This window comes from Butyricimonas sp. Marseille-P3923, assembly GCF_900184685.1.
Classification (GTDB): domain Bacteria; phylum Bacteroidota; class Bacteroidia; order Bacteroidales; family Marinifilaceae; genus Butyricimonas; species Butyricimonas muris.
This window is the reverse complement of record NZ_FXXL01000006.1, coordinates 495284-514511: the sequence shown is the minus strand read 5'-3', so window position 1 is coordinate 514511 and position 19228 is coordinate 495284. Positions and strand designations below refer to the sequence as shown.

The window sequence follows — 19228 nt, the reverse complement described above, 5'->3', positions numbered from 1 at the left end:
TGGAATATTTTATATTATTATTCTGTAATCTTTTCTACAATACCGTTTTGCAAGCGATACCGTTGTTTGCTTTCGGGACATTCGGCGATGCCGTCTTTGTCGAAATGCAGCCTATGCCCGTATTCGCTCATCCATCCCAGTTGGCGTGCCGGATTCCCGACCAGCAAGGCGTAAGCGGGGACGGTTTTGGTCACGACAGCCCCGGCGCCGATAAAGGCGTAAGCCCCGATGTCATGCCCGCAGACGATGGTTGCGTTTGCCCCGATTGTCGCACCTTTACCCACGTGCGTCCGTGCGTACTGGCTTTTGCGGTTCACGGCACTCCGCGGGTTCGTTACATTCGTGAACACGCAGGAAGGACCCAAAAATACGTCGTCATCGCAGGTCACGCCCGTGTAGACCGATACGTTGTTTTGTACTTTCACTTGATTTCCCAGAATGACGTCGGGAGAGATTACTACATTCTGTCCGATATTACAGTTTTCCCCGATGCGGCAATTGCTCATGATATGTGAGAAATGCCATATTTTAGTTCCTTTTCCTATGATTGCGCCTTCGTCAATGACGGCTGTTTCGTGTGCGAAATATTCTTCCATGTCGTGTTTGTTTTTCAAAACAAAAATAGCGTTTTTTTTGACAAAAGAAAACCGCCCGGTGTGTCGGACGGTTTTCTTAGGTTTGTGGTTTTAGCTACTAGTAAAATTTATATCTGGCATCGGTAACTCCTGCTTTCTTAATCAAGGCGGGAAGAGTCTGATAATAAATTTTGGTCATGTTCATTTGTAGTGCTGAATTCTTTGCAGCCTCGATTTGTTCGGGGGTAGCCGTTTCAACGGTTTTGGAATTAACTACTACTACATATACTCCTTGGTTACCGATAATCGGTTTGGAGATTTGATTTTCCTGCAAGGTCATCACTTCAGAGATTAACTTGGGTTCGATTCCGGCTCCGGGGATTTGGAAGGAACTGAAGCTGACATCCGTCGCATCCATAACTTGTGCGTTTGCCTTTTGAGCGACAGAAAGCAAACTTTCGCTACCGGAGATAGCACCGGTCAATTCTTTTGCGATGATTTCACCTTTTTTCTTTCTGATAAGTTCGGTACGAATCATGGGGGCTACACTGTTTAACGGTGCGATACCTTCTTCTTGAATGTTGGTTAACACGGCAACCGTGAATTTATCCCCTGTTTCGAAAATCGGAGATTTCTCCTTGTCCATAAGGATGAATCCCGGTTTATCCGTTAAGTAAGCCTGACGGATAATCTCTCTGGCACTTTCGATACCCGGGATAGTAGCGTCGTTTTTACCTAAATTCGCGATACGCTTGGTTTGGTTGTTGGCAGTAACAGCCGCATCGAAATCGGCAAGCGTGTTGATATTGTTTGCGAAAGTACGGGCATCATTGTAGATTTTGTTGACCGTCTGTTGTGACGGGGTAATCTCTTTGGCAATGATTCCGAGTAATACTTTCTCTACCGGTTTTGTCATGTCCATTACTTGAAGAACGTGGTAACCGTAAGGAGTTTTCGTGATTTTAACTTCATTTTTCTTGGCAATAAATGCAGTGTCACTGAATGAAGGTATCATCATTTCCTGTGTAAACCATCCCAAGTCACCCCCGTTGATAGCTGAATTTTGATCCGCGGAATATTTTCTGGCAAGGTCGTCGAAGTCGCCTCCTTTACGGATTAATCCAGCCAGACTGTCCGCTAATTTCTCAGCGCGGGAAGCCTCCATCGTTTGGGTTGAAATCAAGATATGGCGGGCTTTTACAGAGTCGGGCATTACTTTACGGTCGGCTACGCGTGCAATATTGTACGCGTTGTCTTGCAAGTAAGGTCCGTACACGCCGTTACCTTTTTCAGTGAAAAGAAATTCATCCAATTCTTCATTCCCGATTTCTCCTTTTTTGTAGTATTTGGGTTGGAATCTTTTTTCGGATGAAAGATTAGCGAATTCAATCACGTTACTTGCATTGGTAAATTCCGGAATGGACTCTTTTACCCATTCTTCTGTTTCTTGAATATCTTCGGCTGAAGCGGAAACGTCAAAGTTCACGTAAACGATTTGCCGCATTTCCTGTTGTTCGAACAGATATTTGTGTGAATTGTAATAATCTTTTATTTCGTTGTTCGTCACGCTTACGGCTGAATCGCTTACCGTGTTATAACTCTTCGAGATGAAGCTGATGTCAACAGTCGTTAAAGCATTCTCGGCGTATTCTTTTGCAATCTCGTTCGGGATAAACATACCTTTCATTAACAATGAATTGTATTTCTCTTGCTTGCGGGCTGCTTCTACCTGATCTTCCATGTTCAACCAATATTGTTTGCTTGCTTGAGCTTGCATATTATTGGCGGGAGCGTTCAAGATCATTTGTATTCTTTCTCTGGCAAGATTTTTATCGAAAGCACCGGTTTGCGGATCGGTGAACAATTGTTTGATACTGGGATGCATATTTTCCCCTAAAGTGAAATCGAACAACTCATCTCCGCTGACACCTAGCCCAAGACTTTCATATTCTTTTTGCATGATGTTTTCGGACACGATCTGATTCCACGTGTTTTCGCGAATCATTCGTTGTTGCTCTTCGTTTAGAGAAGGTAAATTGTTCATTGATTTGATCGTTTCCTCGTTCTCCGCTACCTTTTGCTGATAATCCTGAATGCTGATAGCTTCTCCGGCGATCTCTCCGACTTGATTTTTAGAGCGGTTAAGAAGGCTGGCTCCAGAACTAAGCGCATCTCCAACAATGAAAGCCACAAGGGCCAAACCAATCACGATACTAACAAGTAGTCCGCCGCGATTTCTAATTTTTTGTAATGTTGCCATTTATATTAAAATTTTATGTTTTCCACACGAAATAATCTATTTTCGAGGGTACGAATATATAAAATGGATTGGTTTTATGCAAATAAATTTTATTCCCTTCTATATATTCACTTACTCACTCTTTTTACTCTTCTTTTTTGTGGTTGTTTTTTTCGTTTTTTCTGTTGTTTTTTCTGCTGTCTTCTTTGTTGTTTTTTTCGTCGTTTTCTTTTTGGTGTCGTTACCTTTCGCTATGATAGCCATGGTTTCCTCGAACGTCAATTTATCGGCCTCTTGTCCTTTCGGGATTTTATAGTTCTCTTTATTGAAAGTAATATAAGGTCCGAAACGTCCGTTAAGGATTTGAACACCATTATCAAATTCTTTGATCTTCCGGTTTCTCTCGATTTCCCGCTTTTCCTCGATACGCTCGATAGCGGTTTCCAGCGTGATTGTACCCGGCTCGTCAACTCCTTTTTTCAAAGAAACGAAGAGCTGATTATGTTTGATGTACGGTCCGAAACGACCGATTCCCACGCTGACGGGTTTGTCTTCATATTCGCCTAACTGGCGAGGAAATTTAAACAAATCAAGAGCTTCTTCCAGCGTGATGGTTTCCATTAATTGCCCTTTTAGTAGCCCGGCATACCGTACATTTTCACCCTCGCCGATTTGAGCCATAGGTCCGAAACGCCCGATACGAACGCTCACCGTTTCACCTGTTTGAGGTTCCGTTCCCAGTACGCGTTCTCCTCTGTTACGCTCCGACTCTTTCAGCGTTTTCTCCACGTTTGCGTGGAAAGGACGGTAGAAAGAGCCGATCATGGATTGCCATTCGATTTCTCCTTCAGCGATATGATCGAGTGCGGTTTCTGCTTTGGCAGTGAAATTGTAATCCATGATGTTGGTAAAATACTGGGACAGGAAATCAGTAACGACCATCCCGATATCCGAGGGGAAAAGTTTCTTCTTTTCTGCCCCGAAAGTCTTCTTGATCTTGTTTATTTTGATATTTTGTCCTTTTAAATCGATTTGGTCCAGTTCCCGGTCAACCCCGTCCCGGCTTTCCCGGAGAATATAGCCTCTGTTTTGAATCGTGGTAATTGTCGGCGCGTAGGTAGAGGGACGCCCGATACCCAAGGCCTCCATTTTTTTCACGAGGCTTGCTTCCGTGTAACGGGGCGGGTGCAGTGTGTATTGTTCCTGTGCCTGCACAAGCGAGCGTTCCAGTTGGTCGCCCTTGCGAATGGCGGGTAGTAATGCTGCCTCGTCATCTTCTTTCTCGTCATCGAACGATTCCATGTAAACTTTCAAGAAACCGTCGAAGATGATGACTTCTCCCTCTGCCTCGAATTTATATTTTTGTCCTGAAATGGCAATGGTTACGGTAGTTTTTTCCAGTTCCGCGTCTGCCATTTGGGATGCCAGTGTCCGTTTACGGATCAAGGCGTAAAGTTGCTGCTCGTTACGATCCCCGCTAATGGATTCTTTGTCCATGTAAGTCGGGCGGATAGCCTCGTGGGCTTCCTGTGCCCCTTTGGTTTTGGTTGCGTAATTCCGTGGCTTGGAATATTTTTCTCCAAGGGCATTCGTGATCACTGCTTTGGCTGCACCGATAGCCAGTTGGGACAGGTTCACGGAGTCCGTTCTCATGTAAGTGATCGATCCCTGCTCGTAAAGCTTTTGTGCCACGGACATGGTTTGGGAAACGGAGAAACCGAGTTTCCGGGAGGCTTCCTGTTGTAACGTGGAAGTCGTGAAAGGCGGAGCCGGTTTACGACTGGTCGGTCTTGTTACCACATCGCTGACCGAGAAGGATGCTTCTTTACAGGCTTCCAAGAACTTGAGTGTTTCTTCCTGCGTGGAGAAACGCTCGGATAATTCCGCTTTCAGGGGTGTGATATTCCCGTTAGCATCTTTCGTTTCGAATGTACCGATTACTTTATAGTACTTTTGTTCCTCGAAATGATTGATTTCCCGCTCTCTCTCCACGATGAGTTTTACCGCCACGGACTGAACCCGTCCGGCAGAAAGCGATGGTTTTACCTTTTTCCAGAGAACCGGAGAAACTTCAAATCCCACCAGTCGGTCGAGTACCCGACGGGCTTGTTGGGCGTTTACCAAGTTACCGTCAATATCCCGCGGGTTATTGATGGCATGCAGTATGGCATCTTTCGTGATCTCGTGAAAAACGATCCGTTTCGTGTTTTCCTTTTTTAAGCCGAGCACTTCAAACAGGTGCCAAGCGATGGCTTCTCCCTCGCGGTCCTCATCGGAAGCCAGCCATACGGTCTTGGCCTCTTTCGCGAGTTGCTTCAACTCTTTTACAATCGCTTTTTTATCGGGAGATATTTCGTATTGGGGTTGGAAATTATGTTCTATATCTATCCCTAAATCTTTTTTTTCAAGATCCCGGATATGTCCGAAGCTGGACTTTACAACATAATCTTTTCCTAAAAAACGTTCAATCGTCTTGGCTTTCGCCGGAGACTCGACAATTACTAAATTTTCAATCATACACGATTCTCTTTTACTTTTCGCTTCCCTCGGAAGCAGAGTTATCGCTTTTTCAAGCAGTTCGTCCTAAAATTAGGGTGCAAACTTACGTAAAACAATTGAAAATGAAAAACGGTTGACAATTATAAATGAAAAAGAGGAGGTATAAAGTTCATAAAGTTTGTAAGGTTCATAAGGTTTATGGTCCCTGCGGGTGCTTTGTCCGCGGCAGTATGAACTGCCGTTAAGTTTTGCCCGAAAGACATCCATTACTTTATAAACTTTATGAACCTTATAAACCTTATGAACTCTTATAGATATTTATCCGCGATTTTTTTCCAGCGGGCTTTTTGTGCGTCAGTGCCTCGGGTGGTAAGTTGCGACAAATAGTAATTTAATAACCGTTTGTCTGCTTTTACTTTTGGCATCTCTTTCTCGCAAGTAGCCAGAAAACGATCGACATTGCCATCCTTTACCGCTCTACCGATAGCCACAAGCCCGAGCAATGATTTCTCGTTGCTTAGTTTCAAACTTTTCACTTCTTTCGTGATCTCGTCAAATCGGGTTGCTTTGATTGCCTGTCCTTTCGTGGCAAGGATTTCCATGAGTTCTTGTTGTAAATCTTTGCTCAGTCTTGTATCAACAACTTCTTTTCCTATTGTAGCGTTGAATTTTGCCCGGTTGGCCAACAGGAATTTCTCCGCGTCGGAACCTTTGGGGCTAAGTTCTTTTCTGTCAAAGATAAACCAATAGTCGGGAGATACTTTCTCTTCGTCACTCAAGGTTACAAACAATTCATTTGCCACGTCTTTCGCTGCCGGATCATACAGGTCGAGTAATGTTTGGGCGTAAGAAGCCAGAAATGCTTTGTCCCGGTTTCCTTCATTGTATTTGGTGATGGAAGTTCCGAGAGCTTTTTCGTCATCGAAAGATTCTTCTACCCGCTTGATAAATTCTTCACCTTCACCGCCGCCTACAAGTTTGTGGCGGATACTTCCGTCCGGGTTCACGATGACAAAAGTCGGGTAGGCTCTGACACCGAATTTCTTGCCTAATTCCGGACCTTCACCTTTTTCCATGTCATATTTCACGCAAATGAAATTCTTGTTGAAGAAATCACCCACGTTCTTTTGTGTGAATACCTTGTTTGCCATGTATTGGCAGGGACCGCACCAGCTGGTGTAGCAGTCGATAAAGAGCCTCTTCCGTTGTTGTTTCGCTTTCGCCAAGGCTTGCTCATAAGTCAATTCTTGGAAGTATATTCCTGTGTGAGCGGCAATTCTGAAATCCTCGAAAATTGTTTCCAAATCTGCTTTTTCTCTTCCGGGAGCGGCATTTTCTATGAATTTATTTCCTAAAATAGCTATACGTTCCAATTGTTCTTTTGTCGCTTTGGATTTGATTGCATAGAGGGCTGACATGACAGAAAAAATGTCAGCGTTTGTTTTTTTTCGGGAAATCACCGAAATGACTTTTTCCACGTCTTTGTTCAAAGTTGCTTCGATTAAATCTACTTTATTTATTAATCTATCTTGCTTTTCTAGCCCGAGGTTTAGTAATTCTTGACGGATTTTGGTCAATTGAACTTGGGGTTCTTTTGCTCCCCAACGTGTACAATTATCAATGGCTTTGTTATAATTATTATATAGGTATGCGTCTACTTTATCTTTACCTACATTTTTTTTGAAACGGTCAACGTTAGCTACGACAAATTTGAAGTTAGAGGAACCATAGCCGTCATTTTCGATAATTGTCCAATATTTTTTTTGCAATTTGTCCTTGTCTTTTAAAACAGTCGCCAATTCTTCAGCTACGTTTGCACTTTTCTCTTTTTCGTCGGCAGTAAGTAGGGCAATTTGGTAATCTATCAATTGTTTTTTGTTCATTTTCTTTTTTTCGTGTAACTTCGTTAAGTAACTCAAAGAAGTTTTTTCGTGTAGCCCCTTTTCGACACGGGGAATAAAATCTTCCAACTCCCCGCCTCCGACAATCTTGTGTTGAATGTTTCCGTCTGGGTGAATGATGAGGAAAGTCGGGTAGGCTTTGACTTCGAATCTTTTTGCCAATGTTGGTCCTTCGCCTTTTCCCATGTCAAATTTCACACATATAAATTTCGGGTTAAAATATACGCCGGCTTTTTCTTGTGTGAAAACTTTTTCGCTCATGTATTTACAAGGTCCGCATCCGATGATGTAGCAATCCATGAAGATGAGCTTATTCTCCGCTTTAGCTTTCGCCAAGGCTTCGTCGAATGTAAGATGCTCGAAGTTCACCCCCTGTCCGAAAACAGTAAAGCTGAATATCAATAAGGTAATAATCGAGATAAGGCTTTTCATAAAATCAATTTAAATTATTGGTAAATGAATTTGCAAGGTAGGAAAGAATGCTAAATGCTGTTATTGTTTTGGACAGTATTAACTTATCTTTAACAAGAAAAAAATGGCAGGTATGATTGATGTTATTTAGTTTTTTTGTACTTCCATGAATTTTTTCTATTATCTAAACAAGCATATTCACTTGTAAGCAGCAACTCTGAATGCTTCGAAAATAGTTTTTAAATACGCTTTTTCTTCTTCTTTAAAAATATCATTTGTAATGAATTTGTTTTCTAGCATAGCCATTCGGATTAATTGTTCTTTTGTTGCTTTAGTTTTAAGTCTTTTCATGGCTGAAACGATAGTCCATACATCGTTGGTAGAGGTGACTTGTGAAGCTATTGAAATGACTTTTTCTACATCTTCATTTAGAAGTGCCTTCGTTAGAATAAGTTTTTCCATTAATTGATTTTTCTTTTTAAAATCGAGGTAAACTAATTCTTGGTTTATTTGATTTAGTAAAATGATGGATTCTTTGGCATTATGCCGCATTGTGTTGTCAATTGCTTTATTGTAGGTATTGTATAGATATGAATAAACTTTTTCTTCACCGACCCTTTTTTTCAAGGTTGCGATATGATTTATGACTAATTTGAAGTTATCTGAGCCATAGCTTTCATTCTCGATGAGCGGCCAATATTCTTTTTTTAGTTTGTCTTTATTTTTCAAAGTCGTTTTTAATTTTTCGTTTATCTCGGCACTTTTAGCTTTATCATAGGCGTCAAGTAAAGCTATTTGATAGGCTATAAGTTGTTTCTTGTTCATTTTTCCTTTTTCGTATAGCTTATTCAAGTAATCAAGAGAGGTTTTTTCATTTAAACCTTTTTCAATTTGAGATATGAAATGATCAATTCCGCTTCTGCCAACGACTGTGTGTTGCATTGTTCCATCAGGGCGAATAATGAAAAAAGTGGGGAAAGATTTGACATTGAATCTTTTTTTCAATTCAATACCTTCCCCTTTTTCCATGTCAAACTTTACGCAAACAAATTTTGAGTTGAAAAAGTCTCCTGCTTTTTTTTGAGGAAAAATTTTCTCGGTCATTAATTTGCAAGGTATACACCAGGACGTATAGCAATCCATGAATACAAGTTTGTTTTCTGTTTTAGCTTTAGTTAGAGCTTTATCAAACGAGAGTTGTTCAAAATTCACTCCTTGCCCGAAAATAGTAAGACAGAGGAGTAACAATATTATAATAACGATGAATTTTTTCATAAATCAATTTGAATTAAACGGAAGAAGTTGTGGAAATATCCCTTTGAGGTAAAAAGAAATCATAAAAACAGATTTAAAAAGAGATTCTTCATTATCGTATCATTTTAATTTTGCTTATTATTTAAATTGTACGTTTATGGCTGAAGAATACTCTTTTTAATAGATAAACTTTTACTACTCTTTGAGGATATATTTATTTGTGAGTGGGGTTTTGAAATTGTTGAAAATATTTTTTTAAATATGCTTTTGTTTTTTCGTCATTAACGTGTGCGATGAATCTTTCTCCTAAAGCTACTATGCGGTCTCGTTGTTCTTTTGTGGCTTTTGGGTTAATTGTGTTAAGGGCGCAAGTGATGGGCCATAGATCATTTTCGGGATCCTTTTGTGAGACTAACGAGATAACTTTCTCCGTATCTCCTTTCACTGCCGCTTCGTATAAGTCAAGTCTTGTCATTAATAGGTCACATTTTTCCAAATCGCTGTTGGTTAATTCTCGACGAATTTGTTCCAGTTGGGTAACAGGTTCTTTTGCATTGCTTTTGACCGTGTTTTCAATGGCATCCTTGTAGTTGTTATACAGGTATGAATCAATTTGTTCTTTACCGATGTTTTTTCTAAAAGTACCAATGTTGTTTACAACAAGTTGAAAATTATCTGAACCAAAGACTTCTCTCTTCATGAGTGGCCAAAATTCTTTTTTCATTTTGTCCTTGTCTTTTAATAGAGGGTTTAGTTCTTCGCCTATTTTTTCACTTTTGTCTCTCTCGTTAGCGTCAAGCAGGGCGATTCGATAGGAGAGAAGTTGCTGTTTGTTCATTTTTCCTTTTTCGTGTAATTTATTCAAGTAGTCGAGAGAGGTTTTTTCTTTCGATCCTTTCTCAATTTTGGCGATAAAATCATTGATATTTCCTCCGCCAACGATCATGTGCTGTATGCTTCCATTAGGACGAATAATGAAAAAAGTCGGGACAACTGTAATATTGAATTTTTTTGCCAGTTCGGGACCTTCTCCTTTTTCTATATCACATTTCACGCAAATGAATTTTGAGTTGAAATATGTTCCGGCTTTTTCTTGAGAGAAAACATCTTTAACCATGCGTTTACATGGTCCACACCAAGACGTGTAGCAGTCCATGAATATGAGTTTGTTTTCTATTTTGGCTTTAGTTAGGGCTTCGTCGAATGTGAGTTGTTCAAAATTTACTCCTTGTCCAAATATAATGGGACTAAACATTAAGAGGCTAATGATTAATACGATGTGTTTCATGATTCTTTTTTTTAATAATTTATTAGTAACTTCTATCATTTTATTGATTTTTTGGGGTTCGAATAAACGGGAGTGTATGGTAATAATAATTTTTTCCTGTTTATTTGAATTTGAAATCTCTAATTTTCAACAGATCTATTTGATAACGTTCTTTATAATATTTGACAACCAAATTGTATTTTATTTTTATTAATCCGTGTGTGTCTTTTGAAGAGTGCAGGATTCCTTTGTAAGAATTATCACCGGCTGTTGATTCCGCGTAGAGAATCTCATCCGGGATGGTTAAAATTGCTTCCAAGTAAGATGCCAAATCAGTATCAGGCTCCCGGCTACTATAATATCCCCCGATAAATCCTCTTGCGAAATAACTTTCGGAAGAGGTGGCTCTGTATTCCGAGATGGACGAGAATTCTTCCCATACTCCTATTTTCCCAGTTGAAATCATCCGCTGTAAAAAAGCCACGTTTATAGCATCTTTAAAAGAATTACGTTTGTCTGCACTGAATTCTTTTATGTTTTCATTCCCATGATTCACGGCAATAACATCTAACCCTTCGGTGTACACGTCAATATCAGCTACCACTCCGCATGTTGCTTTTTGTAATGTCGAGCAAAGCAGTAACTTCATAGGCATACAACGGTATAATGTACTGTCTTGGTAAAAATTCAAGAAACTTTCCTCAAGTAATTGCAACTGTTCTCCGACGTAGATTTCATTTGCCATTTCTCCATGGATACCTGAAAATTTGTCATTTGTCATTTTATTTGAAAAAGAGCCATTCCAATAGAGGTCTTTTTCCGGAGCAAAACGATAAAGGGCATAAAAACCGTATCGTTCAAACCAATCCATAATTTTGGCATCATAATCGTGCTCACCTTGAGGCAAGGAATAGCTGAATTCCAGCCCTTCCGAGGGAGTTAATTCGTCTTTGTCGGAACATCCTCCGGCTAAAATGAGAATTATAGAAATAAATAGTATCTGAATTTTCATAGTAATATTCTATTTATTGCGTTATTGTTGATTTTGTTGTAAGCGAGGATTTGCGTCTAAAACAATTTCCGGTATAGGTAAAACGTAACGGGGAGATTGTTCTTTCAAGACAACACTTTGTTCCACGTTACTACTACCGATAAACGTATGCTCAATTTGGGGCATCCCGTAACGGCGCAGATCAAACCAACGATGAAACTCTTCAAAACAAAGTTCCCTGCGTCGTTCTTGTTTACAAAACTCCTTTAAATCTTCTATCTTCTCGTGGGAGATTTCTTGGTAAGAGAAGGAACGTGTATCGTAACGGGAACGACGGAGGTAATTCAAATCTTTCAAGGCGTTTGTTCTGAATTCCTCATTGCCTGTTTTTTCGTATTGGTGAATATAAGCTTCAGCCCGGTTCAAGTAGATTTCTGCCGTGCGTATGCCTAATTGATAATTATCCGTGGATCTGCATATATAACATAATTTGCCACCTTCTTTGGTCGAGTGTCTTCGAAAAGTATTTTTTCGTAAGTCTATCGCTTTTCCGTCTTTTTCTTCATAGATGTTTAAAAGAGAATTAGAAACCGTGTACACGGGATATAATCCCGACCAAGTAATATACTGGTCTGAATTTCCTTCGTGTACCCATATAATTTCGGGACTAATGTTTGTGGAATACACTCCTTCGATCTTTTTGTCATAATTTATCGTTCCTAGTGTCCAGGATAAATCTTTAAGTGAAAGCAATTCTGGTTTTTGGGAGAGCACCTCATCAGCCCAATGAATAGCATCACTATATTTTTCCATGTAAAGGTACATTCGAGACAATAACGCTTTTGCCATTAAATCATTTACCTCGTACACGCTTACCGGTATTTTGTTTTCAGTCATCAGACGATTTCCCTCTAACAAGTCTTGTTCGATACGTTCGTATACTTCTTTCACTGTATTGCGAGTGAAGTACTCGTCCCTTACACCGGAATTTAATTTCAGCGGAACGCCTAAATTCTCTTCCGGTTTCCCGTGATTGTAAGGTAAACCGAAATAATTCACTAGTAATAAATAGTAATAAGCCCTTAAGGTTAAACTTTGTCCTTTTAGGAAAGTTTTTTGTTTATCTTCTCCGCTGACTTCGGATAAGTGATCTAGAACAACATTACATCCGATGATTTTCTTGTAGTAAAATTCCCAAAAGCCAAAACTTGACATATCGACAAGATTCCACGACCAGCAATAATAGGGTTCCCATTGGTTTAATTCTTCAATTTGTCCTCCTTCCCGGTTGGGCGACATCGGGTTGCACTGCATATCGTCGGTTAATAGATCTACTTTTTGGTATTTATTATGAGGATAGGCTTCTCCTAATAACAACGATTCCAAATCATCCACGGTTTGGGGATGTACTTCATCTTGTACGGATACACTTAGGAAATCATTACATCCTGTCATTAGCAAGGAAAGTACCGTAATTATTATTATTTGTGATTTCATAACTTCAGACTTTTAAAAACTGATATTTAAATTCAATGTAAAATCGCTCGTGAGTGGTTGGTTCCCGGTTGCGACTTCCGGATCTATGCCTTTGAAGTCTTTGCTGACAATTCGAAAAGGATTTGTTACGGTAAAAGAGAAATTCATGCTTTGAGCAAACTTGGAAATCAATTTTTCCGGCATAGTGTAAGCTAATGTTATATTACTACAACGTAAGAAGGAAGCATTCACGACACGAGCCGTGGAATAATTATACAACTCGTAAGGATACATTTGCCCGGTTAATCGCCCGAACGGAGATATTGATGCATTCCTCGAGTTATTCGGGATTGCCGGAACATCCGTGAAAACTTCATCTCCTTGTTTCTTCCAGCGTTTCACCATCTCTTTTGTGAGGTTATCATTCTCGTTAGGAGCTTTCGTTGTATTTTCGTAAAGCGGATTCAGGAAACGCTTGTTGCCAAAACTTAAATAAAACGCTGTTGAAAGTGATAATTTCTTGTAACGGAAATTCATGTTGATTCCCGTTGAGAAATCTGGGTCAAGTTTACCGGCATATACCATGTATTGCGTTGCGTCGTTCTCTACCAGTGCATTATCCTTCTCCGTCAGGAAATCAAATTGGGGAGCTCCGTTTCCCGGATTTAATCCCGCGTATTTAAATGCCCAGAAGGATGAAACGGCATAACCTTTTTTGTTTAGTTTCCCCGATGCTGCTGTTTTCCAGTCCGGTTTATTCTCCAATTTCGTGTCAATTTTGTTATTGTTGCTTGAGAATGTCGTGCTTAACGACCAAACGAAGTCTTGAGTTCTAATCGGTACTAGACTGACAGCCATATCCCATCCGGAATTGACCATATTTCCTCCGTTTATGATCATATTTGTCACTCCGTTCTCGTACGGAACGATACGATTCACGATCATATCCTCCGTGCGTTTACGGTAGTAGTCAAAAGTGCAATTGACTTTATTATGCAGAATACTGAAATCGATACCCAGATTGATTGTTTTATTTTTCTCCCAAGTCAAACCGGGTGCCGGTAAACTTTTTATGTTGTAAACATATTTCCCGATTTTATTGTCTATACTGCCGGAGCTCGGTATTGTCATGATTAAGTCGGGACCGACATTTTCAGCTACGTTTCCTTGGAACCCGTATGAAAATCTTAAACTAACGTCATTCAGGATGTCTTGATTTTCAAGCCAATGTTCTCGTGTAATATTCCATCGTAACCCAACAGACCAAACCGGTTGATAACGTGCATCCCGATCGTTCCCGAATCTACTGGAGGCATCCATACGAATGCTGGCGTTTAAAGCGTAGCGTTCATCAAACATATAACTTCCCGATGCGAAAAAGGATAAATAATTTACCTTTTTGTCCGATATTGTCGGGTAAACTACCGCGTATGAATTTGGAGTACTTCCTCCCACGTATGAGGTTGGAGGCACTATAGCGAAACTCTTCCCGTGATCTGGTAAATATCCGTAATGAGTCCACGAGGAACCTTCCTCTCGAGTACCTCGAACCTCCTGTCCGACCATCAAAGAGAAGTTATGTTTGTTTATATTTTTGTTCCATTCTAACATATTTCTCCATGTGTAATTTTGATTTCTGTTTTCTTTTTGGGTTAATTCTCCTCCGTGCGGTAACACTCCGTCTTGGCGTAAAGCATTTGTTGCGGCATCTATGGCGTGATATTCGTAACCGCGAATTTGAGAGATCCGGTTCGTGTGTTCGGTAAAATAAATCTCTCCGTGAGTAGAAGAAAGATTGAACCCGAATAATGTTTGGAAAACAAAATCTTTCCAGATACTGAAACGGATATTCAGAGAGCTATTTATACTGTACACGGTATTTGCATTGCCGCTGTTTCTTTGCTCGAACAAGTAATTGTATTTATACCCCTTGATAGGATAAAAAACATAATCCCCGTTCTCGTCATAACAAAATATCGCTCGGCTTGTTTTGCTTGCGTAACTGTAAGGATCCGTTATCCCGAAAGCCGTGGTTTTATTCATACTTCCCGATAAAGTGAAACTTGTTACCAATCGTTCCCAAAATGTGGCGGAAGTACTCAAGTTTCCCGTGTAGCTGGTTCTTCCGTTGCCTATGGCTGTATTGTTTGCATCAGAGTATCCGAAGGATGCACGGAAAGACGCCTGATTGTTTCCTCCTGATATACTGATGGAATGAGAATGGCTAAAAGGATTCCTGAAAAGTAAATCAAACCAATTCGTGTTTGCTGTTTCCATTTTTCTCACTTCTTTTGAAAACTCTTCTAGGGAAATCTCCCTTAATTTGTACTTCATTGCGTAGTGTAAATACCCGAGTGCTTGTTCTTCAAATAATCCTCCGGTTTCATAAATTTCTCTAGAAAAATCAACCCTTTCTTTCGAGTTCATTAAATTCATCTTATCATAGGAAAATTTTGTACTTGTGGAAAAACTTCCGGAATAAGTAATGGACATTCTTCCTTTTTCCCCCTTCTTCGTGGTGATGACAATCACTCCATTTGCTGCTTTTACTCCATATATAGCAGTGGCAGAAGCGTCTTTCAAAACGGTTACATCTTGAATATCATTGGGGTTTAACCAAGAAATAGCCCCTCCAACAAAGTCGTTTATCATATCGGTATTCCCGATATTGGTTAATTCCGATGCTTTGAAAGGAAGAGGATCTTCTTGAATAATACCATCCACGACCCAAAGTGGTTCTGCATCTCCCAATAATGTTGAAGTTCCTCGTACTCTGATTTTTTGCCGGCTTCCAGTCAAACCGCTTTGATTCATTACCATCATTCCCGGTATGGCTCCTTGTAACATTTGTTCTAGCGTGTGTCCCGGGAGCATCGTCAAATCCCCGGCTTTCACGTGGCTTGTCGAGCCTGCCATAGACTGTTTTTTCAACGTTTGGTATCCTGTCACGACCACTTCATTTAAGGTTACAAGTTCTTCTTGTAAAGTGATTTGTAATGAGTCGTTCGCCATATCTTTCGAGAATACAACTTTTTGTTTCACGTATCCGATGAAAGAAAATTCGATGATTCCTTTTTCCAGTGGTAAAGTAATTGCAAATCGCCCCTTGGTGTCAGTAACCGTACCGATGGAAGTTCCAACTAATTGTATTGTTACGCCGGGCATGGGTTCCCTCTTTTCATCTTGTACCCTTCCCTTGAGTGTGACGGATTTCTTTTTCTCCTCTTTTTCTTGCGCCTTATTGATTACGAAAACCCCATTTACAACGTTGAATGTAAGAGGTGTATCTTTCAATAATTTTTTCAGAACGACGGCGATATCTTCTTCTTGAAAAGTAGCATCGTTACACTTGATTTGTTTCGTGTAATCCGCATCGTATAGCATACGAACTCCGCTCTGATTTTTCAATTGCAACAAAACCGTGTAGAGGTCCATATTCTTCACTTTTAGGGTAACTTTTTGTGAAGAAGCTTCCGCGTAAAAGCCAAACAAGAGTACCAATAACAATGTAATCCTCATTTTTCTTAAAATTTTTTTCACTTCACACGGGTATTCCCGAGTGTTTTGTGGATTTTTTTGCATAATTTTGAATGTTAGTTGATTTATGATATTGACTGAACGTATAAAGTCCCCGTGATAGGCGCCAACCGGAACGGGGCTTTTTCGTTTTTTATCTTGATTTCCTTACTGTTATCTCGTGTCCATAAATGTCGAATTTTATACCTGTTCCTGTTTCGAAAAGTTCTAGGAAAGATTTGATCTCCGTGTATTTTTCTATGATTCCCGAGAAATGTCGCCCTTTTAAATCCTCCGACTCAAAATGTATATCTATATTGTACCATCGTGATAGCGTCTGCATGATGTCTTCCAGTGTTTCATCCTCGAAGCAGAATAAATTGTCCTTCCACGCCGTGTATGCACGGGTGTCCACCGTGGTAACGGAAATACTGTCGGTTGCCGTGTTGTAAACCAGACGTTGGGAAGGAGTCAGCGACACGGAATCCCCGTTTTCTGCCTTGAACCGGACTGCACCCGTCACGAGGGTGACTTCCACGACCGAATTCTCGTAATCGGACGTGCAGAACTCCGTGCCTAACACCGTGACCTCACCTTTATCCAATCTCACGATAAAAGGAGAGTCCGGGTTCCGGGTAACATCGAAATAAACCTCTCCCTTGCAATATACCGTCCGGTTGTTCGCGTTGAACCGCGTGGGGAAACGTAATTCCGATTCCGAGTTTAACCAGACTTGCGTCCCGTCCGACAGGGTTAAATTGTACTCGCCCCCTCTCGGTACGCTCAACGTGTGGTATTGTGTTTCTGTTTGGGATGGAGCAATGGCATTATTGAATATACTCAACCCGCACGAATCCACTTTAAACTCGCTATCCTTCACTTGGAACACTTTCGCCGTTTCCCGGATATCCCAGCTTGTTCCGTCGGACAGGGTTAGGGTGGCTTTCTTGTACCCCGGCTCAATCTTCTTGACGGGCTTCACTTCGGGAGATTCCTGAATCAAGAAAATAGAGAGAGAGAACAACAGCATAATACTCGCTGCGACACTCCATCGTGTCATCAAGTGGCGGCGACGATATTTCCGGTGCTGCAATTCCCGGAAAGCCTTATTCGCGTCATACTTCAATACCTTCTTGGATTGTTTGGCAAGCGTGTCCCAATCCTTGTATTTGTCCGTCAGCCGCCCGGAATCCTCTTGTGAATCCCTGCCCTCCCCAAGCAGAATCTTCTTGAGCAATTTCCCGGATATACCATCTATTTCGTCCCAATGAGCCATAAATGTGTTTTTAATTTATCAATAAAACACCTGAGGTACAAAAACGGGTAACAAAAATTTCAAGAAAAATATAAAGAGAATGTATATTACATTTTCTGTTATTACATTTTTTGTAATAACAGATTACAAATCTTTAGAATAAATTCGGGAACGACGTCACGAGCAGGATGCTCCAGCATTCCCCGAGTTCTTCCCGTATGGCCGAATAAGCCCTCTTTTTTTGCATTTTGATAGCGTTCTCCGACACGTTCAGGGTTTCGGCGATTTCTTTTACTTTCATCCCGTCCATGCTCATTTTCATGATTTCCTGTTGCTGGGGAGAAAGTTGGGTAATGATGGTTCTGAATTTATGTAATATCTCTTCTTCGATAGCCGAATCGACAGCATCTTCCTCGGTCGGTTCCCCTTGTGCGGAGTCCCATAAATCCTGTCGCAACTTATTCGTGCGGGCTTTATCCCGTATCGTGTTCAACGAGCGGGTATAGACCGCTTGGTAAAGCCATCCCGTGAGCCCCCTGATACTCGAAAACGTCACGGGGGAATCCCATAATTTGATAAAACATTCCTGCACGATATCTTCCACGAGCACTTCATCTTGAATCATCCGGGAAGCGTAATTGCACAGAGCCGGGTAGTAACTTCGGTATAATTTCTTCCACGCAATTTCCTTCTTCGCGTTTATATTCGATATGAATCCGGATTCATCATCGTGCATGGAAAAATGATTTAAAGGTTTAAATTACTTCTTCGTTGCAAAAAACTTGCGATGGAAAAGCAGTAGCATCAGCACGCCTATCGTGATATAAGAGTCTGCCAAGTTGAATACCGGACGGAAGAACACGAAAAACTTGTTGCCCCAGAACGGAACCCACTCGGGCAGGAAGCCCTCGTAAAGCGGGAAATAAAGCATATCGACCACTTTCCCGTGCAGGAACGAGGAATAACCTCCGCCCTTCGGGAATAAAGTAGCCACTTGGGAATAGCTGTCATTGAATATCATCCCGTAGAACATACTGTCGATGATGTTTCCCACGGCACCGCAGAAAATAAGCCCGAAAGACAGAATCACTCCGGTCGGGGCTTTTTGTTTGATCAGGTGTCTCAAGTACCATGCGATGCCGACAACGGCAACTAAGCGGAATACGCTTAAAACGGTTTTGCCCCATTTGCCACCCCCGAGTTCCATCCCGAAAGCCATCCCGTTATTCTCTATAAAGTGGATTTTGAACCAGTCCCCGAAGACACTGAATTCATCCCCGATCATCATGTGCGTTTTAATCCAAATCTTCACGACTTGATCGATGATCAAAAGGGCGATAATAAAAATAATTAGCTTTTTCCCCGTGCTCATTCTTGTAAAGTATTAAAAAAAGCGACTCTCGATCGCTTGTAACGATCAAGAGTCTTGTCCCATTTTGGCGTCCATGCTCAACGTGGCGTGGGGCACGGCGCGTAATCTTTCTTTCGAGATCAACTTCCCGGTTACCCGGCAAATTCCGTATGTCTTGTTCTCAATTCTAACCAATGCAGCTTCCAAATGCGCGATAAATTTCGCCTGCCTTTGGGCTAAACGTCCGGCTTCCTCTTTCGAGAGCACGGATGCACCCTCTTCCAATACCTTGAAAGTGGGGGATGTGTCGGCAATGTCATTCCCGTCGCTTCCGGAGATCGAGGCTTTCAAAACCTCGTAATCTCTTTTCGCCTTTTCGAGTTTCTCAAGAATCAATTCTTTGAATTCCTGCAACTCTTCGTCCGAATATCTGGTCTTCTCTGACATAGTTGTAAAGTTTTTGTCTAAGTTAATAAAAAAATTCGTTCTGCAA

13 protein-coding genes are annotated in these 19228 nt (G+C 41.0%); all 13 read right to left on the bottom strand.

Features of this window, described 5'->3' with window-relative positions; genetic code table 11:
• Window positions 1-17 precede the first annotated feature (17 nt).
• On the bottom strand, window positions 18-596 hold the full coding sequence (locus CS948_RS07950) for an acyltransferase (RefSeq protein WP_099291161.1): 579 nt from the start codon (window positions 594-596) through the stop codon (window positions 18-20).
• A gap of 97 nt (window positions 597-693) precedes the next feature.
• Window positions 694-2835: a peptidylprolyl isomerase gene (locus CS948_RS07945; RefSeq protein ID WP_099291160.1), complete on the bottom strand. Its 2142-nt coding sequence runs from the start codon at window positions 2833-2835 to the stop codon at window positions 694-696.
• 111 nt (window positions 2836-2946) lie between these two features.
• Window positions 2947-5331 carry a type I DNA topoisomerase gene (gene topA / locus CS948_RS07940; protein ID WP_099291159.1) on the bottom strand — a complete coding sequence of 795 codons (2385 nt, stop codon included), beginning with the start codon at window positions 5329-5331 and terminating at the stop codon, window positions 2947-2949.
• Between the two features lie 290 nt (window positions 5332-5621).
• Window positions 5622-7646 (bottom strand): thioredoxin family protein, encoded by a 2025-nt coding sequence (locus CS948_RS07935; RefSeq protein ID WP_099291158.1) that lies wholly within the window; start codon window positions 7644-7646, stop codon window positions 5622-5624.
• A gap of 177 nt (window positions 7647-7823) precedes the next feature.
• On the bottom strand, window positions 7824-8900 hold the full coding sequence (locus CS948_RS07930; RefSeq protein ID WP_099291157.1) for a thioredoxin family protein: 1077 nt from the start codon (window positions 8898-8900) through the stop codon (window positions 7824-7826).
• Between the two features lie 193 nt (window positions 8901-9093).
• Entirely contained in the window at window positions 9094-10206 is a 1113-nt protein-coding gene (locus CS948_RS07925; protein WP_255301911.1) for a thioredoxin family protein, read from the bottom strand.
• Between the two features lie 61 nt (window positions 10207-10267).
• On the bottom strand, window positions 10268-11158 hold the full coding sequence (locus tag CS948_RS07920; RefSeq protein WP_099291156.1) for a putative zinc-binding metallopeptidase: 891 nt from the start codon (window positions 11156-11158) through the stop codon (window positions 10268-10270).
• 21 nt (window positions 11159-11179) lie between these two features.
• Window positions 11180-12634, bottom strand: a complete 1455-nt coding sequence (locus CS948_RS07915; protein ID WP_099291155.1) for a RagB/SusD family nutrient uptake outer membrane protein — start codon at window positions 12632-12634, stop codon at window positions 11180-11182.
• A gap of 12 nt (window positions 12635-12646) precedes the next feature.
• Complete coding sequence (locus tag CS948_RS07910) at window positions 12647-16132, bottom strand: SusC/RagA family TonB-linked outer membrane protein (RefSeq protein ID WP_099291846.1); 3486 nt, start codon at window positions 16130-16132, stop codon at window positions 12647-12649.
• Window positions 16133-16283: 151 nt separating this feature from the next.
• The gene (locus CS948_RS07905; protein ID WP_099291154.1) at window positions 16284-17405 is read right to left on the bottom strand and encodes a FecR family protein; all 1122 of its coding nucleotides are present in this window, start codon (window positions 17403-17405) and stop codon (window positions 16284-16286) included.
• A 133-nt stretch (window positions 17406-17538) separates the two neighbouring features.
• Complete coding sequence (locus CS948_RS07900; protein WP_099291153.1) at window positions 17539-18120, bottom strand: RNA polymerase sigma factor; 582 nt, start codon at window positions 18118-18120, stop codon at window positions 17539-17541.
• Between the two features lie 24 nt (window positions 18121-18144).
• Complete coding sequence (locus tag CS948_RS07895; RefSeq protein ID WP_099291152.1) at window positions 18145-18756, bottom strand: lipoprotein signal peptidase; 612 nt, start codon at window positions 18754-18756, stop codon at window positions 18145-18147.
• Window positions 18757-18801: 45 nt separating this feature from the next.
• On the bottom strand, window positions 18802-19182 hold the full coding sequence (locus tag CS948_RS07890) for a TraR/DksA C4-type zinc finger protein (protein ID WP_018338122.1): 381 nt from the start codon (window positions 19180-19182) through the stop codon (window positions 18802-18804).
• Window positions 19183-19228 lie beyond the last annotated feature (46 nt).